Genomic DNA, 18,507 nt, shown 5'->3' with positions numbered 1-18,507 from the left:
TCTGCTTTCCCTGCTCAAGAACAGCCTGTCTAAACAGATAAATTTCCTTAACCCAAGCGTATTGGAGCAGGCGACCCATTCCAAAAATAACCCCTCTTCATAAGTGAAGAGGGATTATTTTGGGGTTTAAGAGAATTAAAAGTGGTAAATCACCATTTACCAATCGTGACTATTAATTAAGAACAGCAACTGCTGGACGGCTACCAGCTGCGTGACGGTCAATCACTTGGTCAATCAAACCATATTCCCTAGCTTCCTCTGGCGACATGAAGAAGTCACGTTCAGTATCTTCAGCAATCCGCTCAATTGGTTGACCTGTATGTTCAGCTAAATAGTCGTTTAGCCGCCGCTTGTGATACAGAATTTCCCGCGCCTGAATTTCAATATCAGTCGCCTGTCCTTGAGCGCCGCCTAAAGGTTGATGAATCATAATCCGAGAATGGGGTAGACTCATCCGCTTACCCTTAGTACCACCACTTAGGAGGAAAGCGCCCATACTCGCCGCCAATCCGGTACAAATTGTACAGACATCAGGGCGAATGTGTTTCATAGTGTCAAAAATGCCCATACCAGCCGTCACTGAACCACCGGGAGAATTGATATACATATAAATGTCTTTCTCCGGGTCTTCAGCATCCAAATACAGCAGTTGGGCAACAATCAAGTTAGCAATGTTGTTGTCAACTTGTTGTCCCAAAAAGATGATGCGCTCACGTAACAGCCGTGAGTAGATGTCAAAGGCGCGTTCACCTCGACCCGATTGTTCAATAACGATAGGAATCATGGAAGCGTGTTTGTGGCTACTTTAAATACATTTTATCGGTGACAGCACGAAACTGGGGCTGATCTCTACTGTTCCCAGGTAGATAGAAGTAAATCTTTCCCATTCTGCTTTATCTAACAAGGGAGCAAAAAGTGCTTATGCAATAGATTTAACCTGTAAGGGCACTTTTTAATCGCAAAAGCTGTCTAAAAGAATATCCCTATTTAGGGAAGAATAAATCAAAAACTCCAACTCTTGCCAATCTCATGTTTCGGCTTTTGCTGTACAACCTTGGCGATGTGGTAATTAGACCGATAACCGAAATCCGACTTGCTTAGGGAATTACGTTAAATACTCAGTAACATTTTAAACATTTTTTTAGGATTTACCTCAGCAATTATTAAGTTATTTTTGTTAGATTCGGTAAATCGGTAATACGAGGTGTATTTAGAATAACTAGTCATACTTGAAATGCTATCCACCCAGAGAGAGACGTGCCATGCTGGAAAAACTTGTACAAGCCGCCATCATCACCTTCTTGCTCCACCTGATAGCAGGACTTAGCCCGAATATTTTGATTCAGACAAAGACAGCATCACCTGTGCCAGAAACGCCACCAAATATTGTTAGCTTGCTATTGCAATCTATTCAGTAAGAATGTTTCACAATTTGCACAGGTGTAAGTAAGTCGGCGCAAATAAACCGAACTGTATAAAGAAAAGTAAAGCTTTATGATTGCCTTGTAGTGAGCGCTCTAGCGCTAAAGCGCTCACTACAAACCTGGAGTTTTTTACAACAACTTACTTAGGCGATGCCAAAGACATGCACTACTACCTCCTACTTAAGGAGTAATGGGTTTCTTGCTTATGTACATAGCCGTCTAGGCTAACACTCCTGGGAACAGGGTAGACTGAGCAAAGAAGGCAACTACTTGCATTTGATCATGACTAATCGCCTTGCTGAAGCTAAGAGCCTTTATCTCCGCAAACACGCCGAAAACCCGATTGATTGGTGGCCTTGGTGTGACGAAGCACTTGCAACTGCAAGAGCGCAAAATAAACCGATTTTTCTCTCTATTGGCTACTCTAGTTGCCACTGGTGTACTGTCATGGAAGGCGAGGCTTTTTCTGATATTGCGATCGCCCAGTACATGAATGCCAATTATCTTCCCATCAAAGTAGATAGGGAAGAAAGACCTGACCTCGATAGCATCTATATGCAAGCTTTGCAGATGATGAGTGGTCAAGGGGGTTGGCCTTTAAACGTATTTCTTTCCCCAGAAGATTTAGTGCCGTTTTACGCTGGTACTTATTTCCCTGTAGACCCACGCTACGGTCGTCCGGGATTTTTGCAAGTACTGCAAGCCCTTCGCCGTTATTACGATACAGAAAAAGAGGACTTACAGCAACGCAAAGCTTTAATTATTGAGTCTCTGCTCACGTCTGCGGTGTTGCAAGATGGTACAACAGATGAGCTTGAAGACCGGGAATTACTCCGCCAAGCTTGGGAAACCAGTACAGGCATAATTACCCCTAGTCAATCTGGCAACAGTTTTCCGATGATTCCCTACACAGAATTAGCACTGCGGGGAACTCGATTTAATTTTGAATCCCGCTATGATGGCAAGCAAGTTTGTACCCAGCGGGGACTAGATTTAGCGCTGGGAGGTATTTATGACCATGTAGGCGGTGGCTTTCATCGCTATACTGTTGACCCTACTTGGACAGTACCCCACTTTGAAAAGATGCTCTACGACAATGGACAGATTGTGGAGTATTTAGCTTCTTTGTGGAGTGCAGGAGTACAAGAACCAGCGTTTGAGAGGGCAGTTGCTGGTACTGTACAATGGCTGAAGCGGGAAATGACCGCGCCTGAAGGTTACTTCTATGCTGCTCAAGATGCCGATAGCTTCACTGAACCCACGGCGGTAGAACCAGAAGAAGGAGCCTTTTACGTCTGGAGTTACAGTGAGCTACAACAATTGTTAACGCCTGAAGAATTAACGGAATTACAACAACAATTTACTGTTACCGCTAACGGCAACTTTGAAGGACGTAATGTTTTGCAAAGACGCCATTCAGGTCAATTGAGTGCAACGCTGGAAACATCACTGAGCAAGCTGTTTACTGTTCGCTATGGCGTCAGTTCTGAGTCACTAGAAACTTTTCCCCCAGCTCGTAACAACCAGGAAGCAAAAACCACTAACTGGCCAGGTCGCATTCCCTCAGTGACAGATACGAAGATGATTGTCGCTTGGAATAGCTTGATGATTTCTGGGCTAGCTAGGGCTGCTGGGGTTTTCCAACAACCGTTATATCTGGAATTAGCTGCACCAGCGGCGAATTTTATCTTGGAAAATCAGTTTGTCGATGGGCGTTTCCACCGACTCAACTATCAAGGAGAACCAAGCGTTTTAGCGCAGTCTGAAGATTACGCCTTTTTTATTAAAGCTCTCTTGGATTTACAAGCTTCCAACCCTGAGCAGAAGCAATGGTTAGAAAAAGCGATCGCTATCCAAGATGAATTCAACGAATTTCTTTGGAGTGTGGAATTAGGTGGTTATAATAACACATCAAGTGATTCTAGTCAAGATTTAATTGTACGGGAGCGTAGTTATGCTGATAATGCCACACCATCAGCCAATGGAATTGCGATCGCTAACCTTGTCCGTCTCGCCCTACTCACCGATAATCTAGATTATTTGGATTTAGCAGAACTTGGTTTGAAAGCTTTTAGGAGTGTCATGCATCGCGCTCCTCAAGCTTGTCCCAGTTTATTTATAGCTTTGGATTGGTATCGGAATTCTACCTTGATTCGCAGCACAACTGAGCAAATAAACTCTTTGAGCCCCAAGTTTCTGCCAGTGGCTGTGTTTGCTATAACATCTGATTTACCAGAGGGAAGCGTTGGATTAGTTTGCCAAGGGATGAAGTGCCTTGCACCAGCAGAAAGTATAGAGCATTTATTGCAGCAAGTAGAGAAAAGTCAGGTGAGAGCGTGAAATAGTTTTATTTCTCCCAACTAGAATGTTACCAGCAGGTCATCCAATCTTGATCATATACTTTCTGCGCGGTTGCTCATTTGATCCCGTATAGTGATGATACCTAAACAGACCAAGGATTAACCATTACAACCCCTGTCCCAGCAAAATCTTTTTCGTTACGGGTGACAAGTGATAAAGAGTTGTGAATTGCAATCGCAGCAATAAGAGAATCCATGAGAGGTAAAGGTCACCCATTTTGTTCTAGTTGCCCGACTAAATTTCCCCACAAAAACATTGTTGGGACATCTATATTTAAGATTCTTTGTTGAAAGCGATTAGGCAAGGTTTCATTCAGCCAAGTTGTTAGAGATTCTTTCCGCTTAGATGCAGTAATTTTGCTGATGCCTTTAGCAATTTCGCCAATTGTGATGACGCTAAGGTAAAGTATTTCTGGCACTTGAGCATCTAGCCAATCTAAAACTTGTTGATTTGGTTGTTTGGCAGCAAATTCGGAAATCACGCAGGTATCAAGGAGGTAGGTCATGGGGTAAAGGCATCGCTCTTAAGGGTGCGATCTCGACTAAGGTCAAGTTCTTCGGTGAGTTCAGCCAAGGGGGATTAACGAAAAAACTCTGAAAGTTTGCTTGGTTGATCTAGGTGGATGTTGTTGTGTGTGGTCAGGCTTTGGGCAAGGAGTTGGATGATGTACAGTTTATCGTTGGGGGAAAGCTGAAGGAGTTGTTGTTCGAGTTCTTGGATAGCCATGATGGGGTTTAAGTAGAAGATAAATTTATTCTACTTTCAGCGTCAGGGGTTAATTTAGTTTGACTCGTTTTTTACCCTCTATTTTTGTGACGAATGACTATTAACTCATGTAGCAAGTTAACCGCCATTGTATTAGCAGGCGGTAAGAGTTCTCGCATGGGTCAAGATAAAGCCTTGATTCCTATTCAAGGAGTGCCGTTGTTACAGCGAGTTTGTGGGATTGCTAAAGGCTGTGCTGATACTGTTTATGTAGTAACTTCTTGGCCGGAACGCTATCAACACTTGCTTTTGCCTGGTTGTCAGTTTATCCGGGAAGTGCCCATGTCTGGAGAATCTCTTGCCCAGGGGCCTTTATTTGGGTTTGCTCAAGGATTAGCCAAAGTACAGACAGATTGGGTGCTGTTGCTAGCTTGCGATTTACCGAAGTTGCGGGTTGAGGTGTTGCAAGATTGGGTAAGTAGACTTGATCGCGTGGGCGATAATGCGATCGCAGCTTTGGCTGATCATCCTAAAGGCTGGGAACCTCTGTGTGGTTTCTATCGCCGTCGCTGTTTACCACAGCTCCTAGAGTTTATCAACCAAGGGGGGCGATCGTTTCAGCAGTGGCTTCGGCAATATCCTGTAGAAGTTTTGCCCTTAGCAGAACCAGAAATGCTGTTTAACTGTAATACACCAGAGGACTTGGCTTTAAGTTAATTCATGTCAAAAAAGGTAAAAACTTAATCGTGAACTTAACCTGCGGAAACTCTGGTAATAAAGTCATTCTTCGGATCAGGTCTGAGCGCGTGAATTATAAGTGTTAATTAAAGCTAAAATTGGGATTGGCAGTATCAAAAGTGAAATTATCCATTTACGCTTCATTTTTATAATTATTAATATTTTTACTTATAATTTTACCTTCTCTGCGCCCTCTGGTAGGAAGAGGCTGTGCTTGCACTCACAATTAAATCTCTACCTCAGCCATGAGGCATTGGCTGAAGTAGAAGCATTTTCAATTGCCTATTCAACGTTTTAGCCCTAACGTGGAACTGCTAACTATATGTATTAAGGACGCGAGGAGTGATCATGAGGCAGACACAGGAGCTAGGACAGATTATCATCCTGAATGGTGCCCCACGATCAGGGAAGTCGAGCATTGTCGCAGTCATCCAGGAGACATTTAATGGTCTGTGGATGAACTTGGGTGTCGATAGGTTTATGCAAATGACTCCCGCACGATACCTGCCTGGGATCGGTCTGCGGCCAGGGGGAGAACGCCAGGACATTGAACCCCTCGTTCCCATTCTGTACAGCGCCATGTATGAGTCCATCGCCGCCCACAGCCGCTTGGGTTTGAATGTCGTGGTTGATGTCGGACACCATGACGCCTACGCAAGGGAGCGGGGTATTCTGGCCGATAGTGCCCGGCGTTTGAACGGATTGCCGGTCTTGTTCGTAGGCGTTCGCTGCCCCATCGAAATCATTATGGAACGACGACAAAACACTCCTCGGAACGTAGTCAGTGCTGCCGACTCCCCGATACCACATCCAGTTCAGTTATGGCAACGTGAAGTCCACATCCCTGGCATATATGACCTTGAAGTCGATACCTCGTTGTTAACTCCGGGTGCGTGTGCCGAGGTGATACGCCAGCACCTCGCAGATAGTCCAGTATCGTCGGCATTCCAACGACTCGCTGCTCACTATACTTAAGCTGTAGTTATGACTGTGTTTATTATATTTGGTATGAATTTGTAAAGTGTTAGGACTTACGCAAAAATAACGTAATTTCGTCATTACGAGCGATAGCGAAGTAATCCCTCCTGACGCTCTTATTGCTTCCCTACACTTTGTTTCGGTCGCAATGACAATATCGGCGTTGCGTAAGTCCTAAGTGTGTGATTCTATAAGGTGAAAGTTGAAAGGGAAATTCAATCCCTTTCACTACTTGTGTAAGAAATTTACTTAACTCGACAGAATTTGCGATCGCTATCACTCTCAGGATATTGCCAAGAATAAGCAAAATGGCTAACTCCCTTCAGTTGGGGGGCGAATTGGCGAAGTGCCTGCATTTGCGCTTCTAGGGAGGGACGATTACTAACGGATTTTCCCCACACACCAGCTAAGGCAGGGATTATCTGCGTACCCGGTTTTGCCATACTCAAAACCCGTTGCACTTGCGACACAATACAACTGACATTACCGCAATTCCCGTAAGACATAGGATGCCACTCTAATGTAGTCGGGAACCGATCCCAAGGTTGCAAACGGGAATCATACCCTTGTCCTACAGTTTGGTTGCCATTAGGGAAAAACACCACGCCTGTGGGAATACCTTGCTGCTTTGCTGGGTAACTAGCTATGGTGACAAAATCTAGAATTCCTTGCATGGCGTGGGCAACGGCAAGCTGCCACAACTCCCATTGTAAAAGTGGTTGTCTGTCGGTTGCAGACAGGATTGACTTTTGCGTTGATGGCAGAGGGCGTCCTTGCCAAAGGGGTTCTCCTTCTTGAGGATAAAGTTTATCAACTTCTGCTATATCTCCGCTAGTGACGTATCCTTTACTCAAAAAGCGGCGAATCAACTCCAGTCCTTTGTAATTCTGTGCCCGTTTAAATAAAGCTTCTTGAATTGCAGGAGTAAATAGCCATAAATCTGAAACTTTGGTGGCGATAGAATCACTTCCTGCTTGTCGGGGATAGCGCACGTAGTCCAATAGCAAGCCATCTGGGCGACGGCGCAAAACTTCTCGTGCTAATTGGTAGTAATCGCGTTTTGCTTGCAGGTTGTAGGGATCGATAAATAGTTGAGAACCGTTATCTACAACATATAGGCTGGTTTGACCTTTGCCATTACGAGCGATCGCTGCTTCTCTATCTCGGCGCAGGGCGTAAGTATAGCCGAAATTTGTGGTAAACATCCAGGCGTAGACCTTCAAACCGCGTTGCCGACCTTTTTTAATTGCTGTGGCGAGTAAATCGGCGTTTTCTGATCCTGGAGTGCGAATCACAGAAGGCCAAACCGTTGGGTTAGCTTTTGCTGGCAATAATACCTGCCCGTCGTAAAATACTTCTAAATAAACTTGGTTATACCCACCGTTGACAATTCGATCCATAACCTGATCAATTATTCCTGGGTGAATGTCACAGGGATACACGCGCAACCAAATGGCTTGGGTTTGAGGCCAAGTCCGAGTGCGGCACTCCTGTAATTCCTGTGCCTGTTCTTGTAGCAAGTTTTGGTAGCGCGTTTGAGCATCTTGCTTACCTTTGAGGGCTGATAAACGTAAGTTTTCTTTTTCTTGCGCCGCTGCTGATGGTAACTGACAATACTGGGTTACTTGCGCCCTTGCTGGTTCGGTTCCAAAGTTAGGCAGCAACGAACTACTAGTGAAAACAACAGCGAATAGACGCCGCCAAAATAATGTTGATCTTGCAACGTTCAAGCGATGGTTAGACATACCTACCAGTAGATGGACACAATAATCATCGACCCCAATTCAGATAATTGTAGGCAACGTGTATCGAATTATATAGTTAAGTAGTAAAGGTTTTAAAACCTATTTTTTCAAGACTGCCAAAGGCCTATTTGTGTTGCCACATTTTTTTATAAAGACATAAACCCATACAGGGCTGTATAAAAACAGTTTAATACGCAGCAAGTTTAGTCTCCTATTAGGGAGATTTTGCCTCTACCTTAGTTAGTGAAAATCTGTCAAAACCAGTCGGATTTTTGAACCAAGAATACCCTGACTTTTAGCTCTTGTCATTGCTGGCTTACCGCTACGCATATACGCAACAATGGCAAAGTCAAGCCAAGTTAACTAAAAGCTACATTTGCTATTTTTGAATATGGTGCTGAGTATGCTTCTTATGCCATTCTTACCCCAGAAGGAATTTTAATATGTATCGTCGTTGGCTCTTATCTGCTTTAGCACTTTTGATGAGTATAGTTTTAGCTGCTTGCACGACTCCAACCACTCAGCAGCCACAAACAAAAGTCACAAACCCTACTGAGGTAACAAACACAAATTCTCAGCAATTACCAAAAGGATCAGCAAAAAGAGTTGTTGCTCTTTCTCCTCTTTCTGCTGACATTATCTCCCGACTTGATCAAACAAAAATTGTCGGAATCACTGGTAGCAAATTATTTAAGAATGACTCAAGATTCAAGGATATTCCCCACGTTAGTGAAGGGCAAAGTCCGCCAAATTTAGAAAAAGTGGTAGCGCTCAAACCAGATTTAGTTATTGGTGCAGAAGGTTTTTCTAACATCCCAATTCAAAAACTTCAGCAGCTAGGAATTCCCACCTTTCTCACTAAGGTAAATAACTGGGAATCTCTAGAAGAACTTACTAAAACACTGGCTAAATCAATTGACGCTGATCCTCAACTTTTGTTAAATCGTTATAAAACTTTCTTGCCAGAAAAGGCAACTCCGGGTTTTTCTACTCTAGTGCTGGTTAGTCGTCAACCAATTTTAGCCCCGAATAAAAATAGTTGGGCAGGGGATTTGCTGGCGAAATTCCAGGCGAAAAATATAGCAGCAGATTTACAAGGAAAAAGTCCAATTCCTGGCTATGTGACGCTTTCGGCTGAGAAAGTTTTAGAAGCAAATCCAGAGGTGATAATTTCAGTTAATCCTCCGCAAGGAAATTCGGAAGTAACGCTTTTAGATTCGCTAAAAAAGGAAGCTTTTTGGCAGCAACTGCAAGCAACTAAAAATAACCGAGTTTATGTGTTTGATTATTATGGTCTGGTGAATCCAGGTAGTATAGATGCAATTGAAAAGGCTTGTGAGCAGCTTAAGCAAGCATTGTTTGCACCACAGGGCACTTAGCTCAATAATCAGAGAACGTCGCAGTCAATCAAGGATGCATTTATCGGAGGTTAGGACTCCTGTTTGACTTTTGAACAAAATTTTAGATAAAACCCTGATAAAACAGGCTTTTCAGTCTTAGTATATTTTTAGAAATCAAATCGGAGTTCTATATTAAAGAGTATTCTTTACTTATGGATACCAGTATTTAAAAATGCAGATTGCTAAACTTCTCAAAAACTTTTGGCGATGGGTTCGTTGGTTGTTGATAAGTTTTGGTAGCGCGTTTGAGCATCTTGTTTGCCTTTGAGGGCTGACAAATGTAAGTTTTCTTTTTCTTACGCCGTCGCTGATGATAACTATTAGTGATATAGATTCACATTCATGCCGATATTTTTCAGAAAAAATTCTACCCTAATCTGGAATTGCATATCATCAAGCTGTATAACATACAAGTACAAGGTTATAAGGCTATTTACCTGTAACGTGACACTACAAATTACTATCAACACTTGAAGGAACAAAAAATGTCTAATGATCCTTTTGAGAAATCATTTAGGGTTGCTATATATTCCTCAATGTGCCTCCTTTAATCTTCGTACTGTTTCTCTTTGCTTTTACTTACAAACAGTTTCTTACATTCAAGAGAATGATATGAATTTTCTTCAAATGCTCAGTAATCTATGGCGATCTTTCAAAGCCTGGTTAGTCAAAAGTATAAGGCTAAATCGATACTCAATTCGGGGATATCGATTTAAAAGATTCATGAATAATAACGGTTCATCATCGATAAGATTGCCACTGACGGCTCAAATTGACCAGAGCATTCTGTACATCACGCTTGCTCGCCCAGCCGTACTCAATGCCATTAACCTGGAGATGGCTGAGTTGTTGCAGCAACACCTGATTGAAGCAAGACAGAATCCGGCAATTCGAGCTATCGTGATTACGGGTAAAGGGCGTGCTTTCTGTGCTGGGGGAGATTTGAAGTTCGCCGTTCAAGCAAATCCTGATACTCCGGGCGATTCATTTTTAGCTTTAACTGCTGTGCTGCATCAGTGTATTGAAGAAATCCGCACCACACCAAAGCCTGTGATTGCTTCGATTAATGGAGTCGCAGCAGGGGCAGGCTTATTCCTAGCATTAGCTTGCGATTTACGGATTATGGCAAAGTCGGCTTACCTGAAGCAGTCCAATACATCCTATGGATTGCCTACACCCGCTGGTGGGTCGTTTACCCTACCTCGTTTAGTGGGAATCGGACGAGCTATGGAAATCATTATGCTGGATCAACCGCTCAATGCCAAAGCCGCTCATCAACTTGGTTTAGTGAATCGGATCGTTCCTATTCATAAGCTGATTGAGAATACCCAAGCATTAGCAAAGCGCGTTGCCCAAATGCCAATCGAAACATTGGGGCACATGAAGCAATTAATCAACCAGTCTTTTGATCACACCCTGAACCAACAACTCGCAGCAGAACGTCAGACAATGGCGATTTGCGCCAATTCAGCTGAAGGACGAGAGGGACTGTCCGCGTTCTTGCAAAAACGGCGTCCGGTGTTTTTGAGTAATCCAGAATAATTGGACTTTTGGACAAAAAAGATTTGTTCGCGGAAAGGTTCGCGTTCGCGATTGACAAAAAATTCTTTATTCATAATTTCAAATCTTGTTTCCAGGTTCTACCTTGAATGATAAATAGAGGAGGCAAAGTCTCCCAATAGGCATTCCCAGTCTCTGACTGGGAACGAGGGAACGAGGCAAAAAATATAAAATTGACCCTACTTTTAATCCTTTGTAGAACTAATTGGTTTTTGAGCAAAGGGGATATTTTTTTTACCTTGAGGAGAAGCACCTCCAAGGCTGCGGAAATACAGTCCTCCAATGGTGAATAAAAAGATCACATATCCCACTGCTTGTACAAGATAGAGATTCTCTGTATAACCAAATAAAGATTTGAGGATGATGCCAGGAAACTGTTCGTCAGGCAAGATTGTGGAAGTATTTGAAACCATTGGCCCCAAAATACAGGAGTGGACTTTTGTAAAACGTTCGTAATAGAAACAAAGGCTTTCTGTGGCACGACTGCTAAGGGCAAGGTTAGCCACAGCGTCGTCAAAATGTTTCAAAGCTGAAACTACCAACCCAGCGACAATCAACACTAATAAAACGCCCATTACCTGGAAAAACTGGCGGATGTTAATTTTGACACCCCATTTAAATAGCAGCACCCCAATGGCAGATGCCGCTACCAAACCACCAATAGCACCCAACGCTGGCATTAATCCCTGTTGAAAATTAGCAGCAACGAACAGAACAGTTTCAAAGCCTTCGCGGACAACGGCAACTAAAATTAAAATAAAAACACCCCAACCAGCATTTGAGTTTTGTGTCAGTGCTTGTGTAACTGCTCCTTCAACTGTAGCTTTCATAAATCTGGCTTGTTTGGTCATCCAGATTAGCATCCAACTGAGCATTGCGATCGCTAACACACTAAACACACCTTCTAGCCCTGGCTCAACTACGGAGGTGTATTGAGGATTCACTGCTCCCAATACTTGAATTATCCAACTGAATAGCACACCTATTAAGGCACTGACGACAATGCCAACGCCGACACCAGCATATACCCAAGAGTTGAGTCGTGATTGTTTAGCTTTTTGGAGCAAAGCTAGCACAATACCAACAACAAGGGCAGCTTCTACTCCTTCTCGGAGTGTTATTACAAAGGTAGGTAGAGCACTACTAAAATTCATCTTTTGTCCTTTGTCTTTTGTCCCTGTTGCTTGCGCGTCTCCCTTAGGAGAAGTTCTTATAGTCGGAAGCCAAAGATTGAAAAATCCAGAGCGGAGATTTTCTCTGCTCCGGTTTTTCGCTCCGTTCATACTTCTATCTTTGTCATTAATCCCTAGCCAATAACTAATATACCTCTTGCAAAAGTCCCAAAATCAGGTATGTCATTCTGTTCGAGCAGCGTTCCCGCAGGGTACGAAACGCAGTGGAGAGAAGAATCTCACTAGATGTATCGCTCCGCTTAATATGACGATTTAAGCATTTATGCAAGAGGTCTAATGACTAATGACTAATGACTATTAACCAAAATCGCGTAGCATCTTTTTCAGTTCGAGATTATGCATCTCTTCTTGCCCAATCATGCCGCGAGCGAATTCTTCAAGATAAATGCTGGCATTGGTGACAGTTTCGAGCAGATCTTTATACAGATCCAATGCCTTTTTTTCATGGGATAAGCTTTCTGCTAAGATATCCTTGACTTTATGCTGGTAGGTTTCTTCCATTGGGGCAATTTTCAGGGAGGGATGCCCATCTAAACCAGTGAGAATTTCTCCCACTTGTTCGGCATGAAGTAAAGACTCACTTGCCTGTGCTTTGAAAAAAGCCACGATTGGAATACGGTTAGGACCAGTCACCATCAAAGAATAATGTGTATAGCGCACTACTCCTGCTAGTTCAAATTCCATGATGGCGTTCAGCAGGTCAATGGTCTTTTTCTGGTCAAGTTCTTGCATCAGTTGTTAGTTTAAGTAACGAATGGAGTTTAATTAGTTAGGAGTTAACAGTTAGAAGTGAAGAGTTGGAAGTTACGAGTTAACATATTGAGATTCATAACTCATAACTCATAACTCATAACTTCTAACTCCTAACTCGTAACTATTTCCTCATTTTAAACTCCTTACCCTACCCTTCCCATTAAATGAAAGTGTTATCGCTATGCTTGGGTATTGGATTTGTCAACCACTTTTTGAGAGTTTTCCTCAATGGTTTTCACTAGCTTGGTAACATCATTAGGAGTTTTGACTGCTTTCGCTGGTGGGATGGCGGCGGGCCAAACTTTTATTAGTTCAGCGAAACTAGCATCGATCGCTTTGTGTGCTTCGGGATCTGCTTGAGCTACTTGACTAGAAATTCCTTTGTATAAATCATTGGCGTAAACGACAAAACCACGAGAGTCTTGATACTCAATTGGGGCGGTTATTTTACCATTTGCGATCGCAGCGCCATATTCGGAGTTAGCTGAATCTAGCAATTCATTAATTACCTGTAGCACAAATCCTGGTTTTGAGCGTTGATCTGCTGGCAAAGCTGCGATCGCTCCATCAACTGCTTGCACTGAAGAAGTAAAATTAGTTTTAACTTTGCTATTTTTGGGATTAGATTTCACTAAATCTTGCAAACTCACCAAAGTTGTCTTAAATTCTTTGACTTTGCGTTCATTCAATTGTTCTTCTACATCAACGTAAATCTCCTCAACTGGATGTCCAATATGAGGTTCTGCCTGTTTCGGCTGATTTTGATCAAGTAGTTCTTGTGCTACCAAAAGATGCCCTTTCATTAAGCCTAATTTAGACATATAGTCAACATCTTTTGCCTCACCTGTAAGTACCACTTCCTGAACACCAACCTGGTCTTTAATTTGGTTGAACTGCTCTTGAGTAATTACTTTTTTACTAACTAAATCTTCTGGGCTGCCATAGGGGCGATTTGCCTGAATTTTGTTGGATAAAGCCGGGATACCTAGCTTGGCTTCAAACTTATCCAATTCTGACAATATTGCGGTGTTAATGTTAATTTTCTCTTTGCCACCATGACCACTATGACTGTTCTCACTTACTGCCTCTGTAGCTTGAGGACTAGTAACTGGTGCTGATGGATTTTCTGCGGTTGGTGTACTGCTACAGGAACTTAAGGTAACTATTGCCGCAGCTGCCACTGTTAAACAGATATAGCGAAATTTTTTCATTTCTGATCCTGGCACAATTTAAAAGGTATTGGTTCAAATGCTTCAAACTATTACTCAAACGTAGTTTGTTTAAGAAATCGTCATAAATTTTACTTTCGCATATAATGATATTTTTTATCAACTATTTGATTTAAAATTTTATTAATTACCAATTGTGTACCTTGTACTTAGCTTGAATAGAAATTACTAATTATTTTGTCATGAATTGTTAACAGTGTTTTGAGATTTGCTTTGAGCAACTACTTCAAATTGACCCATGCAACCGTTTTCTGCGATCGCATCTTGATGGGGATGGAACATATACTTACCTGGGTAGCGAAAAGCAAATTCCAAGATGTGCCTTTCTGCTATACCCATCGTAATCACATCTGCTTTCTCGCTAGGAGTCATACTCATGCCATAGCGATAGACATCAAAGAAGTTGGCGTGGAGGTGAAAGGTTACTGCCGGATCGTATTCAATGATGTTGAGAATATATAGCCGAATCAACTGATCTTGGTAAATAGGAATGGGATGATGCATGTAATGATGGGGCGAACCGTTGAAGGCATAATAATCATTATGGCCATCATCATTCACGTCATACCCAGCCATCACGAGTACAATCTCATCAGCCGGGGGACGCGCAGTCGGTGGATCGATGATAAACATTCCGTACAGTCCCTTGGCAATGTGACGAGTAACTGGTTCAATATGGCAGTGGTACAAGTGTACACCATAGGGTTCAGCATCAAATTCATAAATTGTGGCTTTGCCATTGCTGATTGGGCGAACCCCATCCATTTGTGCCGGATGAACGCCATGAAAATGCAAAGAGTGAGAATGTCCTGCTTTGTTGAGAAAAAGCACTCGCACGCGATCGCCCTGTTTTGCCCGTAGTGTTGGCCCTGGTATGCGACCGTTTAAATCCCAAATGTTGTAAGAGACAGCACTATTGAGATTTATGATGGAAGTACCCGCAGTTAACTGAAATTCCCGGATAGTCCGCCCATTTTCTTGCTTCAGTGTCCCATAATCAAAATCCCTTAACATCTTCATCGGGTTAGTACCGTCGTCTGGTGCTTCCATATCTAGTGGTGGGACTTTGACGATTGACTTACTTTGTAGATTTAGCGTCTGCCAAAGTCCAGCTGCACCAATCACTCCAGCACCTGCTAGTCCTAGCTTCAGTAATTCACGGCGGCTCCACGGTTTTTCGTTACCTAGAGCGAAGTTGTTGGGCATGACATTTAGTTACGGTTAGCACCAAAAAAGAATTGTAAAAGATTTGCAATTGCTAAATATTAGAGGAATTAATAATTATTGTCAATAATTTTATATTACATCAAAACTGCTAATTAAGTTGTTAAATCCAGAACAAGCAAGAATCAGTCTCGAAAAACTCTAATAAAAGTTTCTGAGTTTTAACAGTATTTATACGTTAATTTATGTATAAATCATATTTAGATAAAAATAATTAGTTCATGCCTATTCTTGATATAGCTTATTGCTTTCGGAGTATGTTGGAGAAACCTTAAATTTGAATGTTCAGAAAAATCCAATCAATATAAATATTTTGTTATTATAGCAACTATTTTACTATCACTTGGAGTGTTGGGTGGTTGGGTTATTGGTGGACAACAAGAAGAAATTGCACCACATTCAGTGCGCCTTTTATTAAGTGCATTGGCAGTAGTGGCTAGAGTAACCCTATTAGTTATCAACATTAGTGCAGAAGTTGCAGAAGGTCATGACAGTGAACACTACTCAAATAGTACCGAAGCGATGTCTACGACGGGCACAGCTGCAGCACCATCATCTCAAAAATCTCAGGGATTGGAAATTAGCCTTGACGGAGATAAAAATGCAACTGTCAGAAAACGTGCGAATTTAGCGTTACAGGTGGAAGATGCCACAATTGGGCAACCTATCACAGATGTAGCTTTGCAGGTAAAAGCGATCGCCACAGAACATAATTTAATAGGACTTACGCAAAAAACCTCTTAAACTCTTATTCCCACCGAAGCCTTTTTCGGCATTGCTATGGCGGTTGGGTTGCTAATATAGCACCGACGAACACCACAAGCAAGGAAAAATTAGTAATATCAGAGCTTTACTAAGGATTCCCGCTAAGACAAAGATGTGCATTAATAAATCAAAATAGTTGTGATCAAACCACACTATTTTTTTGTTAATGGGTTATATATATATAAACTATAAAAACCTAGTGTGTTAGGACAAGGTAAGTTATTGTATATAGCTGTCAAAATAATTCATAATTATTACCCCACGCATGTAGCTTGCCCGTTGCAGTATGTGCTTGCTCTAAAATATCGATGCACCTTGCATTTTTCCCATTGATAAATTAAGTTGCCTTGTCCGGAATTAGGAATTATAAATTAATAATCATTAGTCAAGCATTGATTAAATCAACTGGTAAATTACTCTAGGTTTTAAATATCCATAACAGCAATTAGTATTATGATGATAATTTTGCCTCTTGTCTCCTTAATTATGATTTTTTTGCTAATTAACAAAAATCGTAACGATTGGCGTGATTCGGTGATATTAGCATCTACTTACTGGGGAGTTTTACTCGCTGTAATCACAGAATTTTTGAGTCTTTTAAAATTAATTACTTTTGGTTGTATATTAGGAACTTGGGGATTAATATGTATCATATTAATTTATTTATACTTTCGGCTAAATCACAAAATAATTACGGCTTTTGAACCAAATAAGTCTTTTCAAATAAAGAAAGATATTAAAATTCAATCCTCTATCAATTTCTTGTTATACGGCACAGGTTTTGTTGTAGCAACAGTTGGATTAATTGCCATCATAGCACCACCTAATAACTGGGATTCTATGGACTATCATATGAGTCGTGTTGCTTATTGGATACAAAATTATAGCATTGCTAATTATCCAACAAGTTATACTCCACAGCTATATCAAAACCCTTGGTCAGAGTTCGTGATTTTGCATTTTAAAATTTTGAGTAATGGTGACTACTTCGCTAACTTAGTTCAATGGTTGAGTATGATTGGCTGTATTATTGGAGTGTCATTAATTGCAAAACAACTCGGAGCAAATTTACGAGGTCAAGTTTTCTCTGCTGTTGTAACTGCAACAATCCCTATGGGAATCTTGCAAGCTTCAAGCACTCAAAATGATTATGTGGTTGCATTTTGGTTAGTTTCTCTTGCCTACTACTTGCTATCAGCTATCCAAGCAAAACAAAGTGAGATTTGGACGAATTCCTTCAAGATTGGTAGTAGTATAGGATTAGCTATTTTGAGCAAGGGAACTGCTTATTTTTATGTATTTCCCTTCTTAATCTGGTTTGCTGTCCACCAGATTAAACGCTTACGCTGGCAAGCATGGAAGCCTGCTTTTATAGTAGTAAGTATATCTTTATTGCTTAATATTAGTCACTATTTACGTAATTATAATTTATTTGCTTCGCCACTTGGTGAACCAGGTGGCTATCGGAATGAAGTATTCGGTGTTAATATACTTATTTCTAATATTCTAAGAAATGTTGCTTTACATATAGGCACACCGATTGGTTTATGGAATGGAATAGCAAATAGATTAATTCAAATTATACATATATTTATCGGTGTTGACGTAAATGATCCTCGGATAACTTTTTCTAAGACATTTTTTGTACCAGGAGGTTGGGCAACAATTGGGATAATTGGTAATGAAAATAGTGCTGGTAATTTAGTACATTTAGCACTAATAATAATATGTTTGATTATTTTTATATCTCGAAAATCTATCTGGAAGCAAAATTATATTTTTGCTTATCTTATTACTACCATATCTACATTTTTGATATTTTGCTACTTGGTAAAATGGCAAGCCTGGAATAGTCGTCTGCATTTGCCTTTTTTTGTACTAATTTCTCCATTCTTAGGTGTTGTGTTATCTAAGCTAAAAAAGCATAAACTAGCAACTTTTATAATAACATTTTTACTAATATCATCATTAACGTGGGTATTTTTTAATAAATATAGACCTATTATTGCTAGCAACAATATATTCCAAACAAGTAGGATTGAGCAGTATTTCAGTAATAGGCCATACCTTCAAGTTACTTATACAGGAGCAGTTGAATTTTTAAATTCAAAAAAATGCTCGAATATTGGGCTATCAATGGGAAATGACCCTTGGGAATACCCTTTATGGGTACTTTTACAACAAAATAATCAAAAACTAGTTAAAATTCAACATGTTAATGTGACTAATATTTCCGCGATTTTAGAAAAAGATGATTCATATAAAGATTTTGAGCCTTGTGGGATAATTTCAATGGAAACTAAAAAAAGTAAACAAAAGAAATCTTTTAAGATTAATTTTAAGGGTAAAACTTATATTCGAGCTTGGGATTCTCCAGAGCTTGGTGTATTTATTAAGTAGAATTTTATTATTTACAAGATCAGAAAATTAAT

General features: G+C 41.0%; 16 protein-coding genes. 8 read left to right on the top strand and 8 right to left on the bottom strand.

Translation table 11 applies throughout. The features are described 5' to 3' along the window. Positions 1 to 172: 172 nt before the first annotated feature. A complete protein-coding gene (clpP, locus tag V7L29_RS07610; RefSeq protein WP_334688245.1) occupies positions 173 to 784 on the bottom strand; it encodes an ATP-dependent Clp endopeptidase proteolytic subunit ClpP in 612 nt (203 codons plus the stop codon). A gap of 478 nt (positions 785 to 1,262) precedes the next feature. Here clpP and V7L29_RS07605 point away from each other — a divergent pair, with 478 nt between their 5' ends. Both V7L29_RS07605 and V7L29_RS07600 read left to right on the top strand, forming a co-directional pair. Beyond that, positions 1,263 to 1,418: a hypothetical protein gene (locus V7L29_RS07605; protein ID WP_334688246.1), complete on the top strand. Its 156-nt coding sequence runs from the start codon at positions 1,263 to 1,265 to the stop codon at positions 1,416 to 1,418. Positions 1,419 to 1,706: 288 nt separating this feature from the next. After that, a complete protein-coding gene (locus V7L29_RS07600) occupies positions 1,707 to 3,764 on the top strand; it encodes a thioredoxin domain-containing protein (RefSeq protein WP_334735048.1) in 2,058 nt (685 codons plus the stop codon). 229 nt (positions 3,765 to 3,993) lie between these two features. Here V7L29_RS07600 and V7L29_RS07595 read toward each other — a convergent pair whose 3' ends face one another. After that, positions 3,994 to 4,290: a PIN domain-containing protein gene (locus tag V7L29_RS07595; protein ID WP_334688248.1), complete on the bottom strand. Its 297-nt coding sequence runs from the start codon at positions 4,288 to 4,290 to the stop codon at positions 3,994 to 3,996. A 74-nt stretch (positions 4,291 to 4,364) separates the two neighbouring features. Continuing rightward, positions 4,365 to 4,511 carry a hypothetical protein gene (locus V7L29_RS07590; protein WP_334735047.1) on the bottom strand — a complete coding sequence of 49 codons (147 nt, stop codon included), beginning with the start codon at positions 4,509 to 4,511 and terminating at the stop codon, positions 4,365 to 4,367. Between the two features lie 93 nt (positions 4,512 to 4,604). On the opposite strand from V7L29_RS07590, the gene V7L29_RS07585 reads away from it, so the two are divergent. Together V7L29_RS07585 and V7L29_RS07580 are read left to right on the top strand one after the other, a co-directional pair. After that, complete coding sequence (locus V7L29_RS07585; protein WP_334735046.1) at positions 4,605 to 5,207, top strand: molybdenum cofactor guanylyltransferase; 603 nt, start codon at positions 4,605 to 4,607, stop codon at positions 5,205 to 5,207. A 369-nt stretch (positions 5,208 to 5,576) separates the two neighbouring features. Then, entirely contained in the window at positions 5,577 to 6,203 is a 627-nt protein-coding gene (locus tag V7L29_RS07580; protein WP_334688251.1) for a chloramphenicol phosphotransferase CPT family protein, read from the top strand. Positions 6,204 to 6,451: 248 nt separating this feature from the next. Here V7L29_RS07580 and V7L29_RS07575 read toward each other — a convergent pair whose 3' ends face one another. Next, the gene (locus V7L29_RS07575) at positions 6,452 to 7,951 is read right to left on the bottom strand and encodes a family 10 glycosylhydrolase (RefSeq protein ID WP_334735045.1); all 1,500 of its coding nucleotides are present in this window, start codon (positions 7,949 to 7,951) and stop codon (positions 6,452 to 6,454) included. Positions 7,952 to 8,394: 443 nt separating this feature from the next. Here V7L29_RS07575 and V7L29_RS07570 point away from each other — a divergent pair, with 443 nt between their 5' ends. Next, entirely contained in the window at positions 8,395 to 9,330 is a 936-nt protein-coding gene (locus V7L29_RS07570; RefSeq protein ID WP_334735044.1) for an ABC transporter substrate-binding protein, read from the top strand. Between the two features lie 744 nt (positions 9,331 to 10,074). Then, positions 10,075 to 10,893 (top strand): enoyl-CoA hydratase/isomerase family protein, encoded by an 819-nt coding sequence (locus tag V7L29_RS07565; RefSeq protein WP_334735043.1) that lies wholly within the window; start codon positions 10,075 to 10,077, stop codon positions 10,891 to 10,893. Positions 10,894 to 11,096: 203 nt separating this feature from the next. Here V7L29_RS07565 and V7L29_RS07560 read toward each other — a convergent pair whose 3' ends face one another. From V7L29_RS07560 to V7L29_RS07545, 4 genes are all read right to left on the bottom strand, one after another. Beyond that, positions 11,097 to 12,065 carry an FTR1 family iron permease gene (locus V7L29_RS07560; protein ID WP_334735086.1) on the bottom strand — a complete coding sequence of 323 codons (969 nt, stop codon included), beginning with the start codon at positions 12,063 to 12,065 and terminating at the stop codon, positions 11,097 to 11,099. A gap of 336 nt (positions 12,066 to 12,401) precedes the next feature. Further along, positions 12,402 to 12,836, bottom strand: a complete 435-nt coding sequence (locus V7L29_RS07555; RefSeq protein WP_104906910.1) for a ferritin-like domain-containing protein — start codon at positions 12,834 to 12,836, stop codon at positions 12,402 to 12,404. Between the two features lie 200 nt (positions 12,837 to 13,036). Continuing rightward, positions 13,037 to 14,068: a ComEA family DNA-binding protein gene (locus tag V7L29_RS07550; protein WP_334688255.1), complete on the bottom strand. Its 1,032-nt coding sequence runs from the start codon at positions 14,066 to 14,068 to the stop codon at positions 13,037 to 13,039. A 198-nt stretch (positions 14,069 to 14,266) separates the two neighbouring features. Continuing rightward, on the bottom strand, positions 14,267 to 15,292 hold the full coding sequence (locus V7L29_RS07545; protein ID WP_334735042.1) for a multicopper oxidase domain-containing protein: 1,026 nt from the start codon (positions 15,290 to 15,292) through the stop codon (positions 14,267 to 14,269). Between the two features lie 366 nt (positions 15,293 to 15,658). On the opposite strand from V7L29_RS07545, the gene V7L29_RS07540 reads away from it, so the two are divergent. Together V7L29_RS07540 and V7L29_RS07535 are read left to right on the top strand one after the other, a co-directional pair. Further along, positions 15,659 to 16,054, top strand: a complete 396-nt coding sequence (locus V7L29_RS07540; RefSeq protein WP_334735041.1) for a hypothetical protein — start codon at positions 15,659 to 15,661, stop codon at positions 16,052 to 16,054. Positions 16,055 to 16,528: 474 nt separating this feature from the next. Next, positions 16,529 to 18,475: an ArnT family glycosyltransferase gene (locus V7L29_RS07535; protein ID WP_334735040.1), complete on the top strand. Its 1,947-nt coding sequence runs from the start codon at positions 16,529 to 16,531 to the stop codon at positions 18,473 to 18,475. Positions 18,476 to 18,507 lie beyond the last annotated feature (32 nt).

This window comes from Nostoc sp. (assembly GCF_036916575.1).
Classification (GTDB): domain Bacteria; phylum Cyanobacteriota; class Cyanobacteriia; order Cyanobacteriales; family Nostocaceae; genus Nostoc.
The sequence above is the reverse complement of the archived record's forward strand: the minus strand, read 5'-3'. Positions and strand labels throughout refer to the sequence as shown.

Coding starts and splice junctions, on each gene's coding strand:
- V7L29_RS07575 (WP_334735045.1), bottom strand. CDS start 7,951: ATGTCTAACCATCGCTTGAACGTTGCAAGATCAACATTATTTTGGCGG.
- clpP (WP_334688245.1), bottom strand. CDS start 784: ATGATTCCTATCGTTATTGAACAATCGGGTCGAGGTGAACGCGCCTTT.
- V7L29_RS07565 (WP_334735043.1), top strand. CDS start 10,075: ATGAATAATAACGGTTCATCATCGATAAGATTGCCACTGACGGCTCAA.
- V7L29_RS07580 (WP_334688251.1), top strand. CDS start 5,577: ATGAGGCAGACACAGGAGCTAGGACAGATTATCATCCTGAATGGTGCC.
- V7L29_RS07545 (WP_334735042.1), bottom strand. CDS start 15,292: ATGCCCAACAACTTCGCTCTAGGTAACGAAAAACCGTGGAGCCGCCGT.
- V7L29_RS07535 (WP_334735040.1), top strand. CDS start 16,529: ATGATGATAATTTTGCCTCTTGTCTCCTTAATTATGATTTTTTTGCTA.
- V7L29_RS07555 (WP_104906910.1), bottom strand. CDS start 12,836: ATGCAAGAACTTGACCAGAAAAAGACCATTGACCTGCTGAACGCCATC.
- V7L29_RS07560 (WP_334735086.1), bottom strand. CDS start 12,065: ATGAATTTTAGTAGTGCTCTACCTACCTTTGTAATAACACTCCGAGAA.
- V7L29_RS07605 (WP_334688246.1), top strand. CDS start 1,263: ATGCTGGAAAAACTTGTACAAGCCGCCATCATCACCTTCTTGCTCCAC.
- V7L29_RS07570 (WP_334735044.1), top strand. CDS start 8,395: ATGTATCGTCGTTGGCTCTTATCTGCTTTAGCACTTTTGATGAGTATA.
- V7L29_RS07590 (WP_334735047.1), bottom strand. CDS start 4,511: ATGGCTATCCAAGAACTCGAACAACAACTCCTTCAGCTTTCCCCCAAC.
- V7L29_RS07550 (WP_334688255.1), bottom strand. CDS start 14,068: ATGAAAAAATTTCGCTATATCTGTTTAACAGTGGCAGCTGCGGCAATA.
- V7L29_RS07595 (WP_334688248.1), bottom strand. CDS start 4,290: ATGACCTACCTCCTTGATACCTGCGTGATTTCCGAATTTGCTGCCAAA.
- V7L29_RS07600 (WP_334735048.1), top strand. CDS start 1,707: ATGACTAATCGCCTTGCTGAAGCTAAGAGCCTTTATCTCCGCAAACAC.
- V7L29_RS07585 (WP_334735046.1), top strand. CDS start 4,605: ATGACTATTAACTCATGTAGCAAGTTAACCGCCATTGTATTAGCAGGC.